The sequence below is a fragment of the Latilactobacillus graminis DSM 20719 genome (genome assembly GCF_001436415.1).
Classification (GTDB): domain Bacteria; phylum Bacillota; class Bacilli; order Lactobacillales; family Lactobacillaceae; genus Latilactobacillus; species Latilactobacillus graminis.
Window position 1 is genome coordinate 13,354 of sequence record NZ_AYZB01000006.1, and the last position, 24,265, is coordinate 37,618.

At 40.5% G+C, this 24,265-nt stretch carries 20 protein-coding genes; 3 read left to right on the forward strand and 17 right to left on the reverse strand.

Annotated elements, in window-relative coordinates; all coding sequences use genetic code 11:
* Positions 1-12: 12 nt before the first annotated feature.
* The 6 genes from FC90_RS03115 to dnaE all read right to left on the reverse strand — a co-directional run bounded on the left by FC90_RS03115 (position 13) and on the right by dnaE (position 8,387).
* Positions 13-528: a Fur family transcriptional regulator gene (locus FC90_RS03115; protein ID WP_057907850.1), complete on the reverse strand. Its 516-nt coding sequence runs from the start codon at positions 526-528 to the stop codon at positions 13-15.
* Positions 529-561: 33 nt separating this feature from the next.
* Positions 562-1,470 (reverse strand): CvfB family protein, encoded by a 909-nt coding sequence (locus FC90_RS03120; RefSeq protein WP_057907851.1) that lies wholly within the window; start codon positions 1,468-1,470, stop codon positions 562-564.
* Between the two features lie 24 nt (positions 1,471-1,494).
* A complete protein-coding gene (locus tag FC90_RS03125) occupies positions 1,495-1,956 on the reverse strand; it encodes a DUF441 domain-containing protein (protein WP_057907852.1) in 462 nt (153 codons plus the stop codon).
* A gap of 162 nt (positions 1,957-2,118) precedes the next feature.
* Entirely contained in the window at positions 2,119-3,879 is a 1,761-nt protein-coding gene (pyk, locus tag FC90_RS03130) for a pyruvate kinase (RefSeq protein ID WP_057907853.1), read from the reverse strand.
* An 81-nt stretch (positions 3,880-3,960) separates the two neighbouring features.
* Positions 3,961-4,920, reverse strand: coding sequence for a 6-phosphofructokinase (gene pfkA / locus FC90_RS03135; RefSeq protein WP_057907854.1), 960 nt, complete (start codon positions 4,918-4,920; stop codon positions 3,961-3,963).
* Positions 4,921-5,051: 131 nt separating this feature from the next.
* Positions 5,052-8,387: a DNA polymerase III subunit alpha gene (gene dnaE, locus FC90_RS03140; RefSeq protein WP_057907855.1), complete on the reverse strand. Its 3,336-nt coding sequence runs from the start codon at positions 8,385-8,387 to the stop codon at positions 5,052-5,054.
* 121 nt (positions 8,388-8,508) lie between these two features.
* Between dnaE and FC90_RS09065 the strand changes: the two genes are divergently transcribed.
* Complete coding sequence (locus FC90_RS09065; protein WP_083482001.1) at positions 8,509-8,685, forward strand: YjzD family protein; 177 nt, start codon at positions 8,509-8,511, stop codon at positions 8,683-8,685.
* Positions 8,686-8,832: 147 nt separating this feature from the next.
* Here the strand turns inward: FC90_RS09065 and FC90_RS03145 are convergent, their stop codons facing one another.
* The 11 genes from FC90_RS03145 to FC90_RS03195 all read right to left on the reverse strand — a co-directional run bounded on the left by FC90_RS03145 (position 8,833) and on the right by FC90_RS03195 (position 22,334).
* Positions 8,833-9,708: a hypothetical protein gene (locus FC90_RS03145; RefSeq protein WP_057907856.1), complete on the reverse strand. Its 876-nt coding sequence runs from the start codon at positions 9,706-9,708 to the stop codon at positions 8,833-8,835.
* A gap of 142 nt (positions 9,709-9,850) precedes the next feature.
* Positions 9,851-11,383 (reverse strand): glutamate/gamma-aminobutyrate family transporter YjeM, encoded by a 1,533-nt coding sequence (gene yjeM / locus FC90_RS03150; RefSeq protein ID WP_057907857.1) that lies wholly within the window; start codon positions 11,381-11,383, stop codon positions 9,851-9,853.
* A gap of 211 nt (positions 11,384-11,594) precedes the next feature.
* Positions 11,595-12,131: a DUF1836 domain-containing protein gene (locus FC90_RS03155; RefSeq protein WP_057907858.1), complete on the reverse strand. Its 537-nt coding sequence runs from the start codon at positions 12,129-12,131 to the stop codon at positions 11,595-11,597.
* Between the two features lie 107 nt (positions 12,132-12,238).
* Positions 12,239-12,421, reverse strand: coding sequence for a 50S ribosomal protein L32 (gene rpmF / locus FC90_RS03160; RefSeq protein ID WP_057907859.1), 183 nt, complete (start codon positions 12,419-12,421; stop codon positions 12,239-12,241).
* A 359-nt stretch (positions 12,422-12,780) separates the two neighbouring features.
* Positions 12,781-15,366, reverse strand: coding sequence for an ATP-dependent chaperone ClpB (gene clpB / locus FC90_RS03165; protein WP_057907860.1), 2,586 nt, complete (start codon positions 15,364-15,366; stop codon positions 12,781-12,783).
* A gap of 152 nt (positions 15,367-15,518) precedes the next feature.
* Positions 15,519-15,923 (reverse strand): LapA family protein, encoded by a 405-nt coding sequence (locus FC90_RS03170; protein ID WP_057907861.1) that lies wholly within the window; start codon positions 15,921-15,923, stop codon positions 15,519-15,521.
* Positions 15,924-15,935: 12 nt separating this feature from the next.
* Positions 15,936-16,745 (reverse strand): SDR family NAD(P)-dependent oxidoreductase, encoded by an 810-nt coding sequence (locus FC90_RS03175; RefSeq protein WP_057907862.1) that lies wholly within the window; start codon positions 16,743-16,745, stop codon positions 15,936-15,938.
* Between the two features lie 4 nt (positions 16,746-16,749).
* The gene (gene rnz, locus FC90_RS03180) at positions 16,750-17,688 is read right to left on the reverse strand and encodes a ribonuclease Z (RefSeq protein ID WP_057907863.1); all 939 of its coding nucleotides are present in this window, start codon (positions 17,686-17,688) and stop codon (positions 16,750-16,752) included.
* 33 nt (positions 17,689-17,721) lie between these two features.
* Positions 17,722-19,653: an acyltransferase family protein gene (locus FC90_RS03185; protein WP_057907864.1), complete on the reverse strand. Its 1,932-nt coding sequence runs from the start codon at positions 19,651-19,653 to the stop codon at positions 17,722-17,724.
* Between the two features lie 141 nt (positions 19,654-19,794).
* Positions 19,795-21,087 carry a GTPase ObgE gene (obgE, locus tag FC90_RS03190; RefSeq protein ID WP_057907865.1) on the reverse strand — a complete coding sequence of 431 codons (1,293 nt, stop codon included), beginning with the start codon at positions 21,085-21,087 and terminating at the stop codon, positions 19,795-19,797.
* A gap of 152 nt (positions 21,088-21,239) precedes the next feature.
* On the reverse strand, positions 21,240-22,334 hold the full coding sequence (locus FC90_RS03195; protein ID WP_057907866.1) for a DUF871 domain-containing protein: 1,095 nt from the start codon (positions 22,332-22,334) through the stop codon (positions 21,240-21,242).
* Between the two features lie 251 nt (positions 22,335-22,585).
* Here FC90_RS03195 and FC90_RS03200 point away from each other — a divergent pair, with 251 nt between their 5' ends.
* Together FC90_RS03200 and pfkB are read left to right on the forward strand one after the other, a co-directional pair.
* On the forward strand, positions 22,586-23,341 hold the full coding sequence (locus tag FC90_RS03200; protein ID WP_057907867.1) for a DeoR/GlpR family DNA-binding transcription regulator: 756 nt from the start codon (positions 22,586-22,588) through the stop codon (positions 23,339-23,341).
* Complete coding sequence (gene pfkB / locus FC90_RS03205) at positions 23,338-24,255, forward strand: 1-phosphofructokinase (RefSeq protein WP_057907868.1); 918 nt, start codon at positions 23,338-23,340, stop codon at positions 24,253-24,255. Before FC90_RS03200 ends, pfkB begins: the two co-directional genes overlap by 4 nt.
* Positions 24,256-24,265 lie beyond the last annotated feature (10 nt).

Here is a 24,265-nt window from a genome sequence, read left to right on the forward strand (position 1 = left end):
GTGTTTCCTCTTTTACAACTGTGTCAAATCAATTTGACGACTAGTATCAAGCTGATTATCTGGCAATCCATTTTGCTGATTTAATTGCTGACATCGCGCACAGATGCCATGAAACGTTAACCGGTGATCTAACACCGAAAATGCATAACCTACACGTACCTGTTGTTCAACAGCGATCAACAAGTCCATGTGAATCTCCTCAACCACGCCACATTGCAGACATAATAAATGGTGGTGAAAATGCTGATGATTGCTCTCACATAAGTCGTAGTGCATCATTCCATCTTCGATGAACTGCACTTTATCCAATACGTGTAATTCCGTCAACATTTCAAGAGTCCGATATACAGTAGCCAATCCAATTTCTGGAACAACTGCTTTAGTCGCTATAAAAATCTGTTCAGCACTCAAATGGGCTTGCACTTGATCTAAAATAACCGCGATCGTTGCTGTCCGCTGTGCCGTTATTTTATAGCCGGCTGCTTGTAACTGTTCAGCTATTCGGTCTAATTGCTCAGCTTTATCCATTTAGCAACTTCCTTTTCAATCATTCACAAAAGACTAGTCTTGCGTCTGGTCACCTGTAATCGGGGTAATCTCAGCTTGACCTTTGGCAGTTAAAGTTGTTTGGCCTTCAGCTTGTAGAATCAAACCATTCTTCATTAGTCGACCCAATGCTCGTTTAAAACTTCCTTTACTAATCCCAAAGTAACGCTTAATTGCATCTGGATCACTCCGGTCTGTGTATGGCATCGTATAATCTGGTTGACGTTTCAAAACCGCCATAATCATTTCGGCATCATCACCAATTTCTTCATACGCCCGTGGCTTCAAACTAACATTCAAGCTACCCTCAGGACGGACCCCAATGACCCGACCTTTAACTTGCTGACCCAAACGTGGTTCAGCTTCTCGTTCTGACGGATGAATAAAGCCAATGTAAAAATCATCCGTCAAAATAAACGTCCCAGCTAGTTTCAACCGATAAACCATCCCCATAATATCTTGATTTTTCATCTCGGGTTTGGCACTTTTTGAAATGGAGCGAAAGATGCTTTCATCAGCCAACTGGCCCCACATCCGTCCTTTTTGATCAACTTCGATTGCAATCATTAAATGATCACCTGGTTTTGGCCACAATTTCGTGATAGTCGGCAGAATATCTAAGGAAACCACAATATCCTTATCTGGTAAACCAATATTGACGAAAACGCCTAAGTCACGACGTGTTTCAACCACTTCACCAAAGGCATAATGTCCCACTCGTGATTTAGGAATCAATGTCGATAAAATTAATTCTCGACTAGAATTTTCATAAGCAAAACCGGTAACTGTTTCTCCGATTATCAGTTCCGTTGTTAAATTTTCTTTTTTTAATTCAAATGTGACACCCTCTTTTTGGGCGAAGAATGTTGTTTCATCTTCATCCGTGACTAAAGCTGTAATCACTTGTCCGATTAATTCGTTCATAACTGACCTCTTTTTTCGTATTAATTAATGCAATGGCACTAAATTAAAAACTGTTAAAATTGTGTATGTAATCCCCGCTGCAATTACCGGTCCAGCAGCAACCCCCTTTAAAAAAACAACTCCCATAATCGTCCCAAAAACTAAAGCAACTGTCATTTCTGGACTAGCAGCTAATAAGCCAACCCCTTTGGCCGATAAAACAGCCACTAACACCCCACAGCCAACCGCAATGAACCCTGCTGGTGTTTTAAAAGCACTAATTAAGTCTTTGATGCCAATCTGCCCCGTCGCAATTGGCACCAAAATGGCGACAGAAATGACCGTTACACCCCAATTAATGCCTTTTGCTTGAACGATTGGTAATATTTTATTTGAAACGGGAAATAATTTCAACACTAATACAACCGCAGTTGCAATTATTAAAGATTGATTTTTTGCTAATAGGGCGACAACTAAAATTGCCGCTAAAAATACCCAACTTTCCATGTGAACCTCCACTAAAGTCTCCCTACCATTGTACCGATAAATCGTCTGTTTGTCAGTATTTTCAGAAAAGTAATTCAATAAATCACCGTTTTAAACACCGCTTTAACCAAAAAAACCGCCTCAAAAAACGAGGCGGTTTTTTCATTCATTATTAGTTAGTGCTTAAAGTGCATTAGTAGCACCGCGGTAAACAATCCCACGACGTGAATCAACTGTCACAACTTCGCCATCTTTGATAGCATCCGTTGCATCTTTAGCACCAACAACCACTGGAATTCCCATAGCAATCCCAACCACTGCCGCGTGTGATGTTAATCCACCATTTTCGACAACGATCGCACTTGATTTTTCAATCGCTGGTAAATAATCTTTATCAGTTGATTTAACCACTAAGATGCCGCCATCGATTGCCTTTTCAGCAGCTTCTTTAGCGTTAGTAGCAACCACTGCCTTACCAACGATTGTTTCATCACCAACACCTTGACCTTGCGTTAATTTTGAGCCAATTAATTGGATTTTCATCACGTTTGTTGTGCCACGTTCGCCGACTGGCACACCAGCAGTAATCAAGATTAGGTCGCCTTCTTTAGCAAAGCCATGTTCTTGAGCTGTTTGGGTTGCTAAGTTGAACATATCATCTGTATTAGCAGGTTTCTTAGCAATAACTGGATATACACCATAGTTAACTGTCAAGCCACGACGTGTCCGTTCGTCGAATGTAACGGCTAAGATATCAGCTTGTGGGCGGTATTTAGAAATCATCCGTGCTGTCGAACCAGATTCGGTAGCAGCGACGATTGTTTTGATTCCTAAATTACGTGCAGTATGTGCAACAGCTTGGCCAATTGATTCTGTTAAGTTAGTCTTGCTGTACGTTTTCAATGCGTATGCATCGCGATCTGTTAATGATTTTTCAGTTCTTTCATCAATGCGGGCCATTGTTGCAACAGCTTCTACTGGGTAGTCACCGTTAGCACTTTCGCCTGAAAGCATGGTTGCATCAGTGCCATCAATTACAGCATTAGCAACGTCGTTAACTTCAGCACGTGTAGGACGTGGATTTTCTTGCATTGAATCCAACATTTGGGTAGCTGTGATAACTGGTTTGCCAATTGCATTACATTTCTTAATCAAGCTCTTTTGAACGAAAGGTACGTTTTCAAATGGAATTTCAACCCCCATGTCACCACGAGCAATCATCAAACCATCGGAAACTTTCATGATATCATCAATGTTGTCAATTCCTTCTTGTGATTCAATCTTAGGGAAGATTTGAACGTGTTCCATGTGTTTTTCTTCTAATAATTCACGGATATCTAAAACATCTTGAGGTTTACGAACAAAACTAGCTGCGATAAAGTTAATTTCGTGGTCCAAACCAAAACGGATGTCACTAGCATCTTTTTCAGTGATACCAGGCAAGTTGATTGAAACACCAGGTGCGTTAACACCCTTACGTGAGCCAACCATCCCATCGTTTTGAACTTCAGTCACAAGTTCTTTGTTTGCTTCGTCTTTTTCAATAATTTTAAGATCCACTAAACCATCATCGATTAAAACGTGTCCACCAACGTGTGTATCGTCGTATAGACCAGGATAAGTAACGGCAATCTTTTCAGGCGTTCCTTCAAGCGTATCGTCCATTGAAATACGTACCACTTCACCAGTGTGTAATTCAAATTTCTTACCTTGTTGAACAGTTGTTCGAATCTCAGCACCTTTGGTATCTAACATGATACCAACTGTTTTACCAGTGATTTTTTCAGCTTCATGAACCATATTCATCCGGCCCAAATGTTCTTCATGGTCACCATGAGAGAAGTTAAAGCGGAATACATTAGCACCTGCTTCGATTAATTTTGCAATTGTGTCAACATTATTACTTGCGGGTCCAAGTGTACTTACGATTTTGGTTTTTTTCATAAGTGGAATCTCTCCTTTTATGTCTGTTTTTTTAAAAGACTTTTCAGTCATTTTAACGAATTTAAATGTGAAACGATAAATCTAGTATGCTAAGTCTTCGTTTAAATCATAAAGATCTAACATTGCGTGATGCTTATGATTAAATAAGTCTAACATATCATGTGCGATAATTTCATTCTTTTCAATTCCAAGGGCAACGCCGCCTTTGCCTTCAAGCAATAATTCAACTGCTTTTGAGCCCAAACGACTTGCTAACACACGGTCACTAGCGGTTGGTGCCCCACCACGAACAACGTGTCCTAAAACAGTTGAACGTAAGTGGAAATCGCCATATTCAGAAAGTTTTTCTGAGAATTCATCAGCGTGCATAACCCCTTCAGCCAATACGATGACAGCATGTTTTTGACCATGTTCACGTGAAGCGCGTAACTTATCAGCAACGGCCTTAACGTCAAAATCATGTTCAGGGATAATAATATCTTGGGCGCCACCGGCAACACCAGCCCAAAGCGCGATATCACCAGCACCGCGGCCCATTACTTCCACAACGAAAGTTCTTTCGTGACTAGCAGCTGTATCACGGATCCGGTCAATTGACTCGAGCACTGTATTAACAGCGGTATCGAACCCAATTGTTTGATCTGTAAATGGGATATCGTTATCAATTGTTCCTGGAAGACCAATTGCATTATAACCATGTTCAGTTAACCGAAGTGCACCATGATAAGAACCATCGCCACCAATTACTACTAAAGCCTCGATGCCGAATTTCTTAAGTTGTTCAATCCCCTTCAATTGCCCTTCAACTTGTGCAAATTCCGGATAACGTGCAGAGTACAAGAACGTCCCACCACGTTGTATCTTGTCACCAACCGTAATTGGATCCATCTTGAAGATATCACCAGCAACTAAACCAGCATATCCATAATTAATCCCGTAGACTTCAAGGCCTTCATGCATTGCTTTTCTTGCAACGGCACGGATGGCAGCGTTCATACCAGGTGCATCCCCACCACTTGTCAAAATACCTATGCGTTTCATCTTTTCACCCCAGGCAAATATTTTACTTAAAAAACCTTTTGGTCTTTCAAAGTCACTAACATATTATCACTTTTCAGAAAATAAGTCTTGTCTTTTGCGAATTTTTTCGCAAAGAACCCTCAATTTGTTTATTAATTGTGTTCTTTTAAAATAACATTGCCAGTTCCTAAAATATTTGTAAGCGCAGTCGTCGTTTGGGCATTACCGGCAACCCAATAGTTTTCATTTAATAGAATTGACTGCTTATCGGCTGCACTGTATAAAATAACGGGCGTCGTCCCATGATTTTGCCGTAATATTTGATGCAATTGTTGTTGCTTTTGAACAGTCAATGGCACTTGAACTCTTAGATAAAGTGTCGCTTGAGGTAGCGCTTTTTGGGCATCTTGTGCCAATTGAAGCTGGTTAGCGACTACTTGTAAATCACGACGTCGTTCAACCTTCCCCATCACTAGAACAACTTGGCCAACTTGCAGCCACTCACTAATCCGCTGATAAACACCAGTAAAGAGTGTAATACTAATTTCACCAGTTGCATCTTGACCAGTTACAAATGCCATTTGATCACCTTTTTTGGTCCGAATGACTTTAATTCGGCGAATGAATAAAACAAGATGCACATTTTGTTCAGGGACAAGATCACTAATATCTGGAACATGATAATACCGCCGCATCCGATCATATTTTTCGACTGGATGGCCCGAGACATAAGCCCCTAGATATTCAGATTCTTTATCCAAACGTTCAGTTAAAGTTAAATTCGGAACAAGCCGCTCCTTAGGTGCTAAAACGGTGAATAAATCAACGTTATTCCCTGCTAATTTTACGCTATCAAGTAAATCTGCTAAGTTGGTCAAAAGTGCATTTCGATTCGGATTGAATTGATCGAAAGCCCCACTATAAATTAAGGCGGTTAACGCTTCTTGCTTCAAAAATTTTGTGTCCATTCGCTGTAAAAAAGTTAATAATGACTTAAAGGGCCCATTAGCGGTTCGCTCTTGAATAATCGCCGTCACAAAGTCGCGGCGCACCTTTTTTACACTGAACAAGCCAAAAACAATTCCTTTATCAACTAGTCTAAAATAGCTTTGACTTAAATTAATATCTGGTGGTAGTACTTTAATCTGCCGTTTCTTCGCTTCTGCGAGATAAGTTTTCGTCTTGGTAGGGTTATTTAAGACAGCATTTAACAAAGCGGCAAAAAAAGCAGCCGGATAGTGGACCTTCAAATAAGCCAACCAAAAAGCAATTTTACTATAAGCTACTGCATGTGAACGATTAAAACCATAGTTAGCAAACCTTTCAATATAATCATAAACAGTTATTGCCGCACTTTTTGTATGACCACGTTCCAGAGCACCTTGAATAAACTGGGTTCGACTAGCGTCGATGACGGCCTTTTTCTTCTTACTCATTGCACGCCGTAATAAATCCGCTTCACCCAGACTGAACCCGCCCATCTTTGAAGCAGCTTGCATAACTTGTTCTTGATAGACCAAAACACCATAGGTTGGCGCCAAAATATCCGCTAACGAAGCATCAGGGTAAGTAACTGGTTCTTGTCCGTTCTTCCGAGCAATAAACGCGTCGATATTTTCCATTGGACCTGGCCGATATAGTGCATCGGTTGCGACCACATCTTCAAATGAATTTGGTGCTAGCCGTCGCAATACGTTTTTAATCCCAGCCGATTCAAATTGAAAAATACCATTAGTATCACCTTGTTGGAATAGTGCAAGTGTTTTAGGATCATCCAACGGAATTGAGTGTGGGTCAAACGGCTGTCCCGTTTGCTGTCCAACAAGCTTTACAATATTAGCAAGAATCCCTAAATTACGTAACCCTAAAAAGTCAATCTTCAGTAGGCCCAGTTCTTCCACGTTGCCCATTGGCAATTGTGTAAGTTCAATCTCTTCACCGCCACTTTGTAATGCAACCGTATCAGTTAACGGTGCTTGGCTTAACACAATCCCAGCCGCATGCGTTGAGTAGTGCCGTGGCAGTCCTTCAAGTTTCTGTGCTGTCTCGAATAGTAATCGATTTTGAGTGGAATCAGCCACCAAATTTTTCAATGGTTGTGATTGTTGATAAGCTTCTTTTAACGTGATTTTCAGCACGTCCGGAATTGCCTTAGCCCAATCATTCATTTCAAACTGACTTAAGCCAAACACACGCCCCACATCACGTAACGCCATTTTAGCTGCCAGTGTGCCAAAGGTGATAATCTGTGCCATATGATTGCGCCCATATTTTTGATAAACATAGGCTAAGACTTCATCCCGGCGATTATCTGGAATATCCAAATCAATATCTGGCATATTCGCCCGATTAGGGTTCAAAAACCGCTCAAACAACAATTGATATTGAATCGGGTCCACATCAGTAATCATTAAAGCATAGGCCACCAACGACCCCGCCGCAGATCCTCGCCCTGGGCCCGTCATGATATGTTGTTCATGGGCATGCCGCATGACATCGGCAACGATTAAGAAATAATCGGCAAAGCCCATCTCGCTGATCACTCGCAATTCATACTGCAAGCGTTCTTGATATTGTTGCGGAATCGCTTGATTGGCAAACCGAGCTTGTAAGCCTTGCTGACTTAACTGTTCTAGATATGCCGTTGCCGACTCTTGATGCGGTGTTTCAAAGCGTGGTAATTGGGCCCGCTTAAAGGTCAACTCAACTTGACAGAGTTGGGCAATCTTATCCGTATTGTGCACGGCCTCGACCAACTGCAATGCTTCAAACTCGGCCGTAATCTGATCAGCAGCTTGTAAATAATAGCCGCCTGGAGTTGTCTGATCACCACTATGGAGATTAACTTGCGTACCAGCTTTAATATGTTGTAAGACTTGCACTGAAAAAGCATCATCTGGTTCTAGATAACGAACATCACCCAACGCAACCAGCGGAACTCCGGTCGTCTGACTCAATGCAATTAACCCGCTACGTTGGGGGGCTGCTGCTTGCTTGGCACTGATTCCTAAGTACAAGCTCCCCGGATCAACTGCCGCCTGGAGTTGCGTCAAATATGCCGTTGTTTGCTCCTCCGCTTGCAAAAGTAAGCGGACTAATTCACCAGCTTGAGCCGGCGTGATCACTACTAAATGGCTGAACCACTGCGTAATATCAGCAAATGAAACTAGATCAGTTTGCGTCATCACTTTAGAAGAGAGCTTCAAAAGATTCTGATAGCCAACTAAATCTTTCGCCAATACAATTAGCGGAAACCGTTCATCGGTTTGAAGTAATCCGCCAATTTCAAGCGTTAAACCCAAGATTGGATGTAACTCGGCTGCCTTGGCCGCCTTGTAAAAATCAACCAGTCCATAAGTCACGTTTTTATCCGTCAGTGCAATGCTTTGATAACCACGCGCCTTAGCACTTTTAATCAGTGCATCAATTTTAGTGGTACTTTCCAAGAGCGTATAGGTACTCTTAACCTGTAGTTGAACAAATGGCAAGCAACGCCCCTTCTTTCTTCGTTAACTCGATTACTCTTAGTATAACAAATTATTTCAAATGATTCTCTTTAGAAAACGTGTTACAATATCAGAGAATTGAATCAAAGAAAGAAGGCCAATTATGAAATACGTCGTAAATTTACTTTGGACAGTGATTTTTGGATTTGTCATTGGATTTATCGGTTCTAAACTCACCAAAACAGGTTTTAATATTCAAACTACGATTACGGTCTCAGTGATTTTTGGACTCTTACTCAACTTCTTACCATTGGTTTTACCAAAAGATCCTGCTAAATAAAACAGGCGTCGTGTAAGCTTTATCAAGCTAGCATGCGCGCCAAAAATCAATCAAAAAGGCGACCAACGCAGTTAGCAAAATGTTAACTGCGTTGGTCGCCTTTTTTGATTTGGATAACGAGGTTCCCCTTGGCAACCTACATTAGATTTATTTCGTAATATAAATATACAGATGACTTGCTGAAAAACCAGTATTAAATTTTACACCATGTGATTTAATTGTTTTCATGGTTGTTTGACTACCTTTTTTATTATTTTTTGTGTAATCGCTAAACTCAGACATCACTTTTTTTGAATCAGCCCCAGTTGCTTGCGCAATTAAAGCAAAGCTTGTCCCAAAATCTTTGAGCGCAGCCTTATTCTTCAATGCATTAACTGGTGTGATCAATGTAATTCCCATAACGTCCTGATTATCGACCGAGCCGCGAATTGTGACATGTTGATTGGCCGTCCATTCACTAACCCCATTTTTAGGAGTAGTTGGCAATAAGCGCTCTTTTTGTGTTTGGTGTGCTTGTTGCATGGCATCTTGAACTACCTGTTGTGTTTGCTTGAGGGCCCCTAACTCAGTTGCCGTTAATTGACCTGCTTTAGCTGCGGCAGCTTGTTTTTGTAATTCTTGGGCCTTTGTCTGATCGGCCTTGGATAACGCCATCCCAACTAAAGCCTGATTATATTGATTAGCAATCTTTGCATATTGGCCAACCGCTGTTGCTGCAGCTATCGTCACTTGTTTGGTGCTTGTTTTACCGTTTGCCTTGGCCCGAACGGTTACAGTTTGTGTATTAGTTGTAGTAGGTACTTGAATCACATAAGTGCCACCCTTAACCGTGACCTTTTTAAAGCGTTCTTGATTAATCCGGTATTTTAAATCTGCCTGTTTAGCCGCAGTTCCTTTCACAACCGCTACCATTCCATTTTGTCGATAATTTGTTTTAGTCGTCGTTAGCTTAGTCGTACCACAGCCTGCCAACAGACTGATTAATCCTAAGCTAGTTATCAAACTAACCACTATTTTTTTCATGTTGATCACCTTTTCATTGTAATTTAACTGATTAAAATAATAGCTTAACCCTTTTAGAATCACATTTCAAGCATAAACGACGAAGTGTCGCTTTTTTTAAAATAATCAAGGGCAACCGCGTAACGGTTGCCCTTTCAAAAGACTATTTTAAATTCATTTTCTTTTCGTAACGATTAAACATTACTAACGCTACTACTGTAAAGAATGCCGGGCCGGCAATTGACCAAATTGTTTGACTTAAATTACCATCAATTGCTGGCTGAATAACTGTGAATACATTCGCAAAACCAACCGTAAACATCACCATGCAGACACAGAACTTATAGAAGGTTTTTCCCTTATAAATTGTAAATGGCTTTTCAATACTATCATCTTTCTTGAAGCCAAAGAACGCATAGGCCACAAACATGTATGGCAACGTCATTGAAACGTTGGTCATCGCCGTTAAGATATCGAAAAACTTAGCGGCACTCTTACCACCGAAAGCAACGAACGCAATAATTACAATTACAATTGCAGCTTGCACTTTCATGGCATTTACTGGCATATTATGTGCATTTTTTTTAGCAAATGACTTAGGCCATAATTGCGCTGGTGTACCTTCGATAATCGTCTTTAACGGTGAAAAAATGAGTGTGAAAAAGGCGCCCGTAAGTGCCAAGAACATTGAAATCCCCATATAACGACTGAGCCAAATACCAACTTGAATGGCAACATGCTCACTTAAGTGCATTGCTAAGCCGAGTTGGTAGCCCATATTATTCATTGCAATATAAGCTACATTGCCTAAAGTAACAGTCGCATTTGAACCAGTTGCCTTAGCGAACCCACCACCATTTTTGAAGACAAAGTCCCAGTTAGTAAAAGTTCCCATCATGAAAATTCCAATTGCATACCCAACCGCAATCACGATTGCTGAGATTGCTAATCCCTTCGGAAAGTTCACTTTGGCATTTTCAGTTTCATCAACTAAACCGCCAACCACTTCAAGACCACCATAAGCAAAAATGGCAAATACTACAAAACTAAAAACTTGGATCATTGATGTATAACTTTGATTAGGTGATTGGAAGAATGCATGGGTCGTTATTGGTTGCGCCATGACCCCCTTGTTCAAGACCAGAATTAATAACCCGCCTAAGAATAAAAGCACATTAATCAAGGTAATTGCTGAACCGCCAATACTCGTAATTTTTTTGATTTTATCAAGCCCCTTAGACGTCACAAAGGTAATCACGATAATCCAGATAATTGCTAAAATACCTAATGTTTGCACACCATTGGTCAAACCGAAAATTGACCAACTTTGGGTTTTATCAACCCCAAAAATTGCATTTGAAAGTGGAATCCAGATTCCATTGCCAACGTTAACCATCCAGATAATGTATGAAGCAAACCACATAAACGTCCCCACGAAAGCAAATTTGGGATTAACGGCTCTTTCCATCCAAGAGTAAATACCGCCCTTAGCTTCGCCGAAGGCAGCCCCCATTTCCCCCAACATAAATGCATAAGGTATGAAGAAGGTAACAGCTGCTAAAACATACCAAAAAATTGATGCATATCCCATCAAATAGAACGCACGTGGAATATTTGTAAACCCAAAGACGGACGTAAAAATCATCAGAATTAGTGCGCCTAATGTTAACTTACTAGTTTTTTTCTTTTCTGTCACCCAAAACACCTCTTTCATATTTTTCTTCAGAGCTACTCATGATGATTAACTCTGAAGAAAAATTAGTTTATTAAGCAGTGTTAATAAACTAATAGTTATCTTTATTTTACGGCGTAAAAAAGAATTGGTAAACGAATTCACATATTTTATAATTAAATTATCTTTTAAATTTAATCTTTTTTTCATCTATGCTAAGTTTATCATCTCACGCCTATTCTCGAGAATTAGTGTTCGTTTTTTTCAAGGTGACTCGAATCGCAATTTTGTAGACAACACTCTGACAAGCTAATTTTAATAGCGTCTGTTCAGTTTCTGTTACTAAAATTCCCGCTGGATTTTTACTTTTTTCGTAAGGACTGTAATCTGCATCAAGTTGATGAATCGCCGCTAAAAAGGTTAGGATAAAGTAATCATAAAGTTGTTTTTCATTACGCCGTGGTGATTCCGCAATGATTAGTTGTTTAATTTCTTCAATCGAAAAACTAGTTTTTAGTAACGCAATAATTAACACTTGAGCAATTTGCGATTTCGTATAACGTTTTTTACTAGGGGCCGTGACAATCCCTTTTTTAACATAATTATTGATCATTGCAGCCGTAATTTCATCAAGATTTAAACCGTCTAAGTATTGATTAATATAGCTGACCACTTGATCCATATACAATGCTAAATCGGGTAAGTCCGTCCACCGTGGCAGACGAGTAATTTGTAAACGATCTAGTTTCTGCTTTAACATTTCGTTTTTCATGATAATCAAGCTCCTTTTATCTAGTGATAATTATAGCATTATCTAGTTTTCAAAACTATTAAAAAACATAAAAAAAGAGCTTCTTATTCAGAAGCCCACCTTGACAATTAGTCGTTAGCTTTTGGTGTAACAACTTGTTCGCCCTTGTAGAAACCTTTTGGTGAGACACGGTGACTTACCCGATATTCGCCATTAGTTGCATCAAATTGGACGTTTGGTGTGTTCAATTTAATATGTCCACGACGCATACGTTTCTTTGCTTTTGATGTTCTTCTTGCTGGAACTGCCATTATTTTCAGACTCCTTTATATCTTAGATTCATTAATGATATACCGAACTCGGGGAATTTGGCAAGGATTATCTCAATCCCATTCAAATTGACTTTTAAATCATCACATATCCCGCTACTTTTGTCCGCGACTTCTATAATACTATGTTTATCGGCTAAGAGCAAGTCAATTACAGAAAAACAATCGATTAAATCATTTAAGCAGCACCACCCTAACAATGAAATCGTCACGCACCGATACTGCCAACCGACTGCTTATCAAGGATTATTGTAACATATAATAACTAAGTTAACAGTAATTTTCAGCATAGTGGCTATAAAAAAAGCGGGCCAAAATCTAATTTGTCCCGTTTTTAAAGGTTATCGATTTTCAAAAACAAGTTGTTGATCTTTTAAGTTAATTTCAACCGTTGTCCCTGGTAAGATATGCCCTGCAATAATTTCTTTGGCTAATGGCGTTTCAATGTGACTGGTAATAAACCGCCGCAATGGCCGAGCCCCAAATGCAGGATCATAACCTTCTTGTGCCACCCATTGTTTGGCAGAATCCGAAATTGACAAGGTTAGTTCTTGATTTGTTAAACGATTCGACAAATCTTGGAGCATCTTGACTACAATCGTTTGAATATCATTCAAACTCAATGGTGAGAACATAATCGTATCATCAATTCGATTCAAAAATTCTGGTTTAAATTTCGTTTGAATCAAAGCTTGCACATTTTCCTTAGCCTCTTGGGAAACTTGGCCTTGTTCATCAACCCCATCAAGTAGGATTTCTGAGCCTAAGTTAGAGGTCATAATAATGATCGTATTTTTGAAATCAACGGTCCGGCCTTGCGAATCCGTTAGACGGCCGTCATCCAACACTTGTAATAAGATGTTAAAAACATCTGGATGCGCTTTTTCAATTTCGTCTAGTAAAACAATCGTATATGGATTGCGCCGCACAGCTTCAGTTAACTGACCGCCCTCTTCATAACCAACATAGCCTGGAGCAGCCCCGACTAATCGCGAAACAGAGTATTTCTCCATATATTCACTCATATCAATGCGTACCATGTGCTTTTCAGAATCAAAGAGGTTCTCCGCTAAGGCTTTTGCTAATTCGGTTTTACCGACCCCCGTAGGCCCCAAGAAAAGAAATGACCCTAATGGCCGATCGGGATTTTGGAGTCCTGCTCTTGAACGTAGAACAGCGTCTGTCACTGCATTTACTGCCTGATCTTGACCAATAACCCGTTCGTGCAAAACATCTGCTAGTTGCAGTAATTTTTGCCGATCACCAGCCACTAATTTCGCGACCGGAATTCCGGTTTGTGAACTAACAACGGTCGCAATTTCATTTTCAGTTACGGATTCTTGAACCATCCAGTCTTCAGGTTTCTCCGCTTTTTCAAGATTAGCGAGATCTTCTTCTAACTGTGGAATCGTTCCATGTTGTAATTTTGCCGCAGTTTCTAAGTCATAATTACCTTGCGCTTCTTCTAATTGCCGTTTAGCAGCATCAATTTCAGCTTTCTTATCATTAATATGGTTAAGATCTTCTTTTTCAGTTTCCCAACGTAGCTTTAAGCTGTTGGTTGTTTCACGTAAATCAGCCAATTGCTTTTGCGTCTCTGCTAAACGCTTTTGTGAGGCAGGATCAGTTTCTTTCTTTAAGGCTGCTTCTTCAATCTCCAGTTGCATCAATTGACGCGTTGCTTGATCTAATTCTGTTGGTTGTGAATTCATCTCAACATTAATATTGGCACTTGCCTCATCAACCAAATCAATTGCCTTATCCGGCAAGAAACGATCAGTAATGTACCGATTAGATAGCGTCGCCGCTGCGACTAAAGCATTGTCGTGAATGCGAACACCATGGAAAATTTCAAAGCGCTCCTTTAACCCCCGCAAAATGCTAATGGTATCTTCCACGGATGGCTCTTCCACCAAAACTTTTTGAAAACGCCGCTCAAGGGCTTTATCTTTTTCAATATTCTGGCGATATTCATCAAGCGTCGTGGCCCCAATCATATGGAGTTCACCACGTGCCAACATTGGCTTCAAAAGATTACCTGCATCCATACTGCCTTCAGTCTTACCAGCGCCAACAATCGTATGAATTTCATCGATAAAGACCAGGATCCGACCTTCACTTTTCTTTACTTCTTTCAAAACAGCCTTGAGCCGTTCTTCAAACTCACCCCGGTATTTAGCACCTGCAATTAAGGTTCCCATATCAAGAGAGATAATTGTTTTATCTTTCAAGTTATCAGGAACATCCTTACGAACAATTCGCTGAGCTAGTCCCTCGACAATTGCCGTTTTACCAACCCCGGGCTCTCCAATTAAAACCGGATTATTCTTGGTCTTACGCGATAAAATTCGGATAACATTACGAATTTCTTCATCCCGACCAATAACGGGATCCATTTCACCAGAACGGACAGCCTTAATTAAATCCGTGCCATATTTCTCAAGCGCTTGATAATTATCTTCTTGATTTTTAGACGTCACGCGCTCACCGCCACGTAAATCAGTAACCACTTTCATTAATTTTTGTTCAGTGACATTTTGTTTTTGTAAATATTGAACTAATGCTTGATATTTTAAGCTCATCAACCCGAGAATAACTGCCTCAGTTGATAAAAATTCATCTTGAAATTCTGTTTTATATTTTTCAGCGGCTGTAAACACCTGATATAAATTCTGTGAGATATTTTGCCCATAGTTCGTTTGGCCTTCCACGGTTGGAATCGTATCAATTTCGCGATCAATCTCAGCCTCAAGCGCATTGATATTGACACCAACTTCTTCATAAATCTGGCGACCGAGTTGTTGTGGTTGAACTAAATATTTGAAGAGATGTGGAATATCAATTTCAGTTTGATGACGCGTCATCGCAATTTTTTGCGCTTCTGCCAACGCATCTTGGACAGCTTGTGTCATTTGTTCTGGATTCATAGACGTCATTCCTTTACTGGTTATTTTTAATGAATCATCAGATCACTCTGACTATCTCTATAATAGTCAAAATAGGTCAAACTTTCAAGTAATTCGCCTATTCACTCCATAAAAAAAGTGCACGAACAAATTTGCTCGTGCACGCTTTAATTTCAGGCATTGTGATGATCACTTGTTTGTGTAATCTGATTAATTTTAGCGTGTAATTCATGTATCTGAGCTTCCTTTTCCGCTAAAAGCTTATCAACTGCTTTTTGATGCTTAACTTTTTCTGCTTCAACGGCCGTTTTAATCGCAGTCGCCTGTTGGTCACGCAAGTCAGTTACTTCTTTAGCCATTTCTTTTTGCGCTTTTCGTTGGCTCAACGAGCTGCCAGTCGCTGCCAAAAAAGTAATAATTGCACCAATCAATAGCGATACCAAAATCACAATAATTAATGGCCACTTAACGTGCGTAAATCCAAAGTTGATTGCAACTGGTTCAACGTTTAAAATGGCAAAAACTACGATAATTAGTGCCAATATTAATACTGTAATTAATCGTCCTTGCTTTTTCATTTGACCAACCTCCTACTTTTTATTTAATACATGACCAGCAACATAATCGCCAAGATGTGGTGCCAGTTGGTATAGCTGTGCCCCAACAGTCATCAACCACGGTGCATTAATTTCACGTCTGGTATGGCCAATTGCATTGACAATTCGTTGGGCTAATTGATCTGGATCTAAGACAACCCAATCGACTGATTTTAAATAGTTGCCTGTTTTATCTGCAATCGCGAAAAAGTCTGTGTCAATTGGTCCGGGATTAACCGTCGTTACTTGAATTCCAAACGGTTTTAATTCTAAGCGTAACCCATTCGAATACCCGACCACCGCAAACTTAGTTGCCGAATAGATTGCCGACTTCGGGGTTGCCATTTTACCAGCCATTGAAGCAATGTTAATAATATGACCACCACCTTGCTCAATCATCATACGGCCGAAAGCACGTGTTATATACATCAAGCCAAGTACATTGACCCGAAACATCTGTTCGACAATCGTCATCGAGGTGTCCAGGGCATTTTCAAAATGCCCAAAACCGGCTGCATTCACTAAAACATCCGGGATACCAACTTCTGCACGAATCTGCGCCACAATCGTCTCAATCGCTGTTGGATCACTGACATCCAATCGATAGGCATAGGCCGGTCGACCTGAAAGACGCTGTACCTGTTCACGGACAGCCGCTAGTTCAGCTGTTCGACGAGCCAAAACGACAATAATAGCTCCCTTACTAGCGGCTTCATAAGCAATGGCGCGCCCCAAACCAGACGAACCACCAGTAATCACTACAATTTTCTGGTTTAAATCGCGTAATGTCCTTAATTTAGTCATCTGCTCAATCCTTTCGCCCATGAAATGGAATATCATAAATATCTAGATCACTAACAACTTTAGTGTTTTTAAAAATATTGCGGGCATCATTTTGTAACTCACGCACAGCTTGACCAAGATAACGTGCTGAAATATGGGTCAACAACAAGCGCTTAACATGAGCTGCTTTAGCTACTTTAGCGGCATTAATATTCGTTGAATGAAAATATTGATGTGCTATTTTTTGTTCTTGTTTGCCAAATGTCCCCTCATGGACTAAAACATCCGCATTCATCGCTAATCGTTCGATTGGTGGACATTGACGGGTATCCCCAATAATGGTAACAATCCGTCCTTTTTGAGCATGTCCAATGTAATCTTTGCCATCAATTTGGCGGCCATCCGCCAATGTGACCACTTCACCGTTTTTAATCTTCGCATATACTGGGCCAGCTGGAATGCCAGCTGCATGTAATTTTTCAACTTGCAATTCACCTGGATGATCCTTTTCAACAATCCGGAAACCGTAACTTGCAATCCGGTGATCCAATTTTGCGCATTCGACGTGGAACGTCCCATCATCAAGCACAACCCCCTCTTCAGGGAGCGTTACAAAATGCAGTGCGTATGTTAAATGACTCTCAGAGATTTTTAAACTCGTCCGCACATATTCTTCGGTTCCTTTGGGCCCGTAAATGGTTAATGGCTCATCCCCACCTTGAAAAGAACGGCTTGATAAAAAACCAGGTAGTCCAAATAAATGATCACCATGTAAGTGCGTTAGGAAAATTTTCTTAACCTTTCGCGGTTTTAAAGTCGTTTTTAAGATTTGATGTTGTGTTGCTTCACCAACATCAAATAGCCAAACTTCATTACGTTCATCCAATAATTTTAATGCGATACTTGTCACGTTTCGTTGTCGGGCCGGTACGCCAGCACCTGTTCCTAAAAATTCTAATTCCATTTAGCTCTTCCAATCTGTCTTAAATTCAACACTTTATTTTGCCAACATGGCTTTAGCAATGATTGCTGCATATTCGTTTACCCCAGCTGGGTTGGGGTGAACTTGATCTTGATAAAACCAATTATTATGCTTGGCTGCTTTTGCATGCCAATCAATAATTGTCAAATTTGGATACCTTTTTGCTGCTGACTTAAGCGTTTGATTAACATCATTTTGCCAAGGCCGCGTTGGAACAAATACATTTAACCAGTAAACTTTTCGCTTAGGTCCAATTGCCGTCATAAATTGGGCCATTTGATCCTGAGTAAAGGCGCCATTGGTTCCTAAACTAACTAAAATACGATCACTAAGTGCTTGTTTTTGATTGTAATCTTTAATAATTTGAATACTTTGATAGAGTTGGCGCCCAACCGCCGCATCCACCAGCATATTGGGAAATATCTTTTGCAATGCTTGGCTACCATCAAGTAATACAGAATCACCAATAGCTGTAACTGAAACATTCTGTGCCTGTTGTAATGTTGCTTGATCCAAACCATATTTTTCTAGTACCTGATTATGTGGCTGGCTTTGTACAGTGCCTGCCGCATTTTTTTCAGTTTTATTGCTTGCTGGCTCTTTGGCTTTTTCAATCTTATTCTGTGCTTGAGCTTTGTCCATTAAAGCAGCTTTGCGCTTTTGATTAGCCTTTTGATTTTGATTAATATTGATTGCCAATGCTGATCGATGGGTATCAGGTGCCGGTTGAAACGGCGCTTGAAAGACCCCAATTAACCCAACCAAAAAAACCAGTGTCAATCCCACAATTCGCCCTACTACATGATTCCAATGGGGACGTTGCATGAATTGCTTCATTTGTGACCACAACTGCTGATAATGATAATGAGCCAGCGGCTGTTCGATAAAACGATAAGATAACTCAGTTAACCCAAAGATAACGATAACTTCAATTACCGGATACAAAATCGGATGATCCGCCACATTTCTAAACAACCCCTCAAAGAAAATCATAACGGGGAATTGATACAAGTAAATGCCATAACTACGTTTCCCTAACCAACTAAAAACTGGGTTCGTTAACAACCGATTACCGTCAGCACCTGGATGAGCTACCACAGCAACTAGGATACAAGCTAATCCGCTAAATAGGAATAAACCACCACGATAAGTGAGGCTACTTTCGGCGTTCAACTTAACCATTAGCCAAACCAAAGCAACCACACTCACTACCCCAATCCCATCGAGTACGAGACGTTGTTTAAGTACAATCTTTTGTTTAAGTGCTGTTGACGGCCAGATAAATGCCATGGCAGCCCCCATCAAGATCGAAAAGACCCGCGTATCAGTACCATAATATAACCGACTGGGGTCAGCATTGGGCTGATATAAAATGGCCATCCAAATCGCTGAAATAACACTTAGTCCCAATAATAATTGGGCAATCCGGCGCTTATTTTTAACTCCAACGATTAATGCAACAATGACAAACGGCCATACGAGATAGAACTGTCCCTCAATCGATAAAGTCCATAAATGGGTAAACGGTGATTCACTATTGGCAAAGCGGTCAAAATAAGATTGGCCATGTCCAATTTGCCACCAGTTGTAGATGTACAAAAGATTGGTTACAATAATCTGATTAAGCTGATGTAGCATCTCCCGCTTAAAGAGCGTAATATAAGCACCCGTTGCAAACAACATCGTAATTAATCCTGGGTATAACCGTTTCACACGCCGGACATAAAAACTCTTTAAATTAATCCACTGATTCTGTTCCCATTCTTGCACTAACAAATCGGTAATCAAATAGCCTGAAACCACCATGAATATTGGTACACCCAGATAACCACCGGTAAAAGTATATGGCATTAAATGATATAAAATAACGCCAATGACACCAATGGCTCGCAGCCCATCAAAACCAGTTATATAACGACTATTCTTTAAACGCTTTTTGACCACCATTTTTCCAACCCACTCTACATTCTAATAACTGTCATTATAACAATTTTTTAATGATGTGCCTATCCTAAAACACGTTGATTTGAGCAGCACTATCGAAAAAGGAAGCATTCAAAATTGAATGGCTTCCTTTTTGCAGATCTATTATTCGACAAATTCAAATGTGAAATTATCAATCGCAACTAAATCACCGTTGTGAGCACCTGCTTCGCGTAAAGCAGCATCAATCCCCATTGAACGTAATTGACGGGCAAAGCGCATCACTCCATCTTGATGATCTAAATTGCTCATCTTGAAGCGCTTTTCAATTTTTTCACCAGAAATAACGAAAGTCCCGTATTCATCTTGCTCAATACTAAAGGCTGGTTCTTCTGCTTGATATTGATAACGCTTATGCGTTTGAACTTCTTCAACATCACCCATTGGAAACTCAGGGGTTGCCGCCAATAAATCGGCAGTTTTATTCATCAATGGTTGAACCCCTTGATGTGTAATACTTGAAATCTCAAAAATCTCATGCGTATCGCCAATCGCAGCTAATTTTTGCTTAAATTCAGCTAATAATTCAGTTGAGCCTGGTAAGTCCATCTTAGTCGCCACAATGATTTGTGGCCGTTCTAAAATTTTGGCATCATATGATTCTAATTCGTGATTAATCTGTTGATAATCCTCAAACGGATTACGCCCCGTTTGTTCATCCATTTCAACTAAATGTAAAACAACGCGGGTCCGTTCAACATGTCGCAAGAATTGAATTCCCAAACCGACACCATCTGAAGCTCCTTCAATTAAGCCAGGTAAATCAGCTAAGACAAAGTCACGCCCATCATCAAGCTGCACCATCCCCAAATTAGGGACCAAAGTTGTGAATTGATAACTGGCAATTTTGGGTTTGGCACTTGTCACGACTGATAAGAGTGTCGACTTCCCGACTGATGGAAAGCCAACAAGTCCAACATCTGCGAGTACTTTTAATTCGAGTTGAATACTCCGCTCTTCACCAGGTTCACCATTTTCGGCAACTTCTGGAGCACTATTGCGGGCATTAGCAAAATGCATGTTGCCACGACCACCACGGCCCCCCTTAGCAATCACTAATTGTTGCCCATCTTCGGTTAAATCTCCGAGTAACTCATTAGTATCAGCATCTCGTACTGTTGTACCAGGTGGTACTTGCACAAATGTGTCCTCAGCCCCGTGACCATACATTTGTTTATTTTGACCATTCCCGCCACTATTAGCTTTAAAGTGATGCCGGTAACGGAAATCCATCAACGTCCGCAGACCTTCATCAACAACTAAAATGACACTTCCACCGTGACCACCGTCGCCGCCGGCTGGTCCACCAAGCGGAACAAACTTTTCACGCCGAAATGCAACTGCACCGTCGCCGCCCTTACCGGCCTTCACATCAATTTTAACTTGATCTACAAACATATATAGACTCCTTCTCATCGTTAAACAGTACCTTCTATAATAACGAAAAAAAAACTAAAAGTAAACAAATACCTAGTCGGACAATTGAAATAACCTGATAGCTACCAAAAAAGCACTGATCCATGAACTAAATCAATGCTCATCAAGCCGTTTTAGTTACTTGCTGGGACCAATTTGAATTGACTCCATGGTTTTAAGTGACTCAATAGGAATTGTTCTGTTGGAGCAATATGCCCGACAACATTCACGCGTCCATCATTTGGCATGGCTTGTAAGGCAATTTGTGTTTCACCCTTATATTGACCGTACCCTTCATTATCAATTAAGATGTCGCCACGTTGGATATCGATAGTATTGTGTGCTGGAAACGGTAAATCCTTGTATGTTACCCGGGTCATAGTTGAACGTAAAATGTAGTCTGAGCGATCTCCACGATAACTGTGTAAACTCTCAAAAAGCACTTGACGTTCATCGGCTGTAATATCGGCAGCGACTTCAATCGATACTTCTGGAAATTCCGCGGTAAAGACATCGTGCATAGTCTTCAATTCAGCTTCCGAAGCGTAAGCGTTCCCAACAATCAAGTCATCAATGTTATCCATTAAAATATAGTGTTTCATCTGTGTCGCTAATGGCAAATCACGATCGACTTCCATGGTTGGTAATCCATCTTGAGTTGGCCATGGTCCGAAAGTCGCTTCGTGTGAATTAACAAATGCGGCCGTATTTAACTGGTATTGAGCAAATTGCGCCGTACATTGTTTGAAGAAAGTTTCGCCTAATCCAGAGAAACGATGTGGATAGAAGTTATGACACCCCAGTAAGTTGGCCCGTTTAGGTGAATAACTCATAATATTATCCACATAGCTCGTCCCTTGACTCATATTTATTTCAATTTTTAAATCATAAGGGTTTCGGGTCATCTGTGCTTCTTCTTGGCCGGTAAAACCATTATCCAACCGGATACCCCAAGCACCAAGCTGATGGAAAAAACTTAAATCATCATATGAAATTCCCAGTTGTTTAAACAAACCTGGATTAATATCAATCATAACTTGCATGCCAAGCTGATTGGCATGTGCGACGACCCGTTTAAAGTTACTTAACACAGCTTCTTGATCGCCAGAAACTTCCAATAGTGATGTAAATACCCGTTGAAATCCGTAATGCCGGGCCAAATCTAAATACGCCGCATCTTCTTCAAAAGTTGATCGTTCTGGATAAATTGAAACGCCTAATTTTCCCATGGATTATGCCTCCTAATAATTGGGCTATACCGCCCTATAACTTATTAGTCTAGCATAATTTTTTTACTTTTGAAAACCCCTACATTGTCTTTAAACTGGTCTATCGCTCGCAATGTTTATTTCTTACTGACGACTATGCCTATCTTTTTTTCGGTCTATATCAATTTTTGATGGATTTTGAATGTTTTTGGAATATTTTGATTGATTTATTTTGGAAACGATGCCATAATAAAATTACGGAGGTTTTGGCGATGTTAACAGAAGAGCGTCATCAAGTGATATTACAACTTTTAAAGCAGCAAGACGTTGTTAAAATGCAATCTCTATGCCGTTTATTGAATACCTCGGAATCGACTGTGCGCCGAGACCTACAATTGCTCGAAGAACAAGGTCTTGCTACACGGATTCACGGTGGTGCCAAACGAGTCAATACGCTCCAAGACGAACTTGGGCAGACTGAAAAAACCGGTAAAAATGTTCACGAAAAAGATGTTATTGCTCGGTTTACGGCTGCTAAAATTCAACCAAATTGCGTGATTTATTTAGATGCTGGAACCACTACGCAAGCTATCATCCCCTATTTAAGACCGGAAATGAATCTAACGGTTGTTACCAATGGCGTTGATACGGCTTCCCTTTTAGCAGACCACCAGATTCAAACCTTTCTTTTAGGAGGGCGCATTAAGAGTAAAACCAAAGCAATGGTTGGTGCGGCTGCTTTAGAAACCCTGTTGCGATTCCAATTTAATCAAGCAATTCTTGGCACCAATGGTATTGATAACCAAGCAGGGCTAACCACCCCTGATCCTGAAGAAGCAACATTAAAGCGCTTTGCAATTCAACAAGCCAATCAAACATTGGTTTTAGCGGATCATACCAAATTCAATACTATTTCATTCAGTAAATTTGCTCCGCTGTCACAAGTTCAACTGGTTACTGATCGACTGACAGCCAACACGCACAAACAATATTATTCATCCACAGAACTCCAGGAGGTTTTATCTTGATTTATACGATTACGGCGAATCCCTCAATTGATTACGTCATTCAACTTGATAATTTGAACATTGGTAATGTCAATCGCGTCCAATCAGACGTCAAATTACCGGGTGGTAAAGGCATTAACGTTTCGCGAATTCTAGCTGAATTAGCCTTGCCAAGTGTTGCTTTAGGCTTTGTTGGGGGCTTCACTGGCCAATTCATCCAAAACAAGCTCAACAACGCAGCCATTGACTGTCGTTTTACAGAAGTTCCAGAAGACACACGTATTAACGTCAAATTAAAGACTAACTCCGAAGAAACTGAAATCAATGGTCAAGGGCCCCATATTTCAGCCGTTGCAATTGATCATTTAAAAAATCAACTGGCGCAACTTGAAGCTGGTGATATTGTCTTTATGTCAGGGAGCTTGCCACCTAATTTACCTGCTAGTTTCTATAAAGATTTAATCCCATTGATTCAAGCCCACAATGCTGAATTTGTGATCGATACGACTGGTCAAGCTTTATTAGACACATTGGCTGAAAAACCGCTAGTCATCAAACCCAACCATCACGAATTAGCAGAACTATTCGACACACATTTTGCCAATCAAAGTGAAATCATTACCGCTGGTCGCAAATTATTAGACCAAGGCGCCCAACACGTTTTGGTCTCAATGGCCGGTGATGGCGCACTCTTAATCACCCAAGATCATGCTTACCTCGGTGGTACCCCAAAAGGCACAGTCATTAATTCCGTTGGGTCTGGCGATTCAATGATTGCCGGCTTTGTCGGAACATTCGCGCAACATCACGATGCACTAGCGGCCTTCAAAACAAGTCTTGCTTGTGGCAGTGCGACTGCCTTTTCAGAAGATTTAGCCACTACCACTAAGATTAACGAACTCTTACCCCAAATTGAAATCACACAAGTTGATTAATTTTAAATAC

What these genes read in the sequence shown, in the direction of transcription:
- FC90_RS03115 (WP_057907850.1), bottom strand. Translation starts at nt 528, where the DNA reads ATGGATAAAGCTGAGCAATTAGACCGAATAGCTGAACAGTTACAAGCA.
- FC90_RS03120 (WP_057907851.1), bottom strand. Translation starts at nt 1,470, where the DNA reads ATGAACGAATTAATCGGACAAGTGATTACAGCTTTAGTCACGGATGAA.
- FC90_RS03125 (WP_057907852.1), bottom strand. Translation starts at nt 1,956, where the DNA reads ATGGAAAGTTGGGTATTTTTAGCGGCAATTTTAGTTGTCGCCCTATTA.
- pyk (WP_057907853.1), bottom strand. Translation starts at nt 3,879, where the DNA reads ATGAAAAAAACCAAAATCGTAAGTACACTTGGACCCGCAAGTAATAAT.
- pfkA (WP_057907854.1), bottom strand. Translation starts at nt 4,920, where the DNA reads ATGAAACGCATAGGTATTTTGACAAGTGGTGGGGATGCACCTGGTATG.
- FC90_RS09065 (WP_083482001.1), top strand. Translation starts at nt 8,509, where the DNA reads ATGAAATACGTCGTAAATTTACTTTGGACAGTGATTTTTGGATTTGTC.
- FC90_RS03145 (WP_057907856.1), bottom strand. Translation starts at nt 9,708, where the DNA reads ATGAAAAAAATAGTGGTTAGTTTGATAACTAGCTTAGGATTAATCAGT.
- FC90_RS03155 (WP_057907858.1), bottom strand. Translation starts at nt 12,131, where the DNA reads ATGAAAAACGAAATGTTAAAGCAGAAACTAGATCGTTTACAAATTACT.
- rpmF (WP_057907859.1), bottom strand. Translation starts at nt 12,421, where the DNA reads ATGGCAGTTCCAGCAAGAAGAACATCAAAAGCAAAGAAACGTATGCGT.
- clpB (WP_057907860.1), bottom strand. Translation starts at nt 15,366, where the DNA reads ATGAATCCAGAACAAATGACACAAGCTGTCCAAGATGCGTTGGCAGAA.
- FC90_RS03170 (WP_057907861.1), bottom strand. Translation starts at nt 15,923, where the DNA reads ATGAAAAAGCAAGGACGATTAATTACAGTATTAATATTGGCACTAATT.
- FC90_RS03175 (WP_057907862.1), bottom strand. Translation starts at nt 16,745, where the DNA reads ATGACTAAATTAAGGACATTACGCGATTTAAACCAGAAAATTGTAGTG.
- rnz (WP_057907863.1), bottom strand. Translation starts at nt 17,688, where the DNA reads ATGGAATTAGAATTTTTAGGAACAGGTGCTGGCGTACCGGCCCGACAA.
- FC90_RS03185 (WP_057907864.1), bottom strand. Translation starts at nt 19,653, where the DNA reads ATGGTGGTCAAAAAGCGTTTAAAGAATAGTCGTTATATAACTGGTTTT.
- obgE (WP_057907865.1), bottom strand. Translation starts at nt 21,087, where the DNA reads ATGTTTGTAGATCAAGTTAAAATTGATGTGAAGGCCGGTAAGGGCGGC.
- FC90_RS03195 (WP_057907866.1), bottom strand. Translation starts at nt 22,334, where the DNA reads ATGGGAAAATTAGGCGTTTCAATTTATCCAGAACGATCAACTTTTGAA.
- FC90_RS03200 (WP_057907867.1), top strand. Translation starts at nt 22,586, where the DNA reads ATGTTAACAGAAGAGCGTCATCAAGTGATATTACAACTTTTAAAGCAG.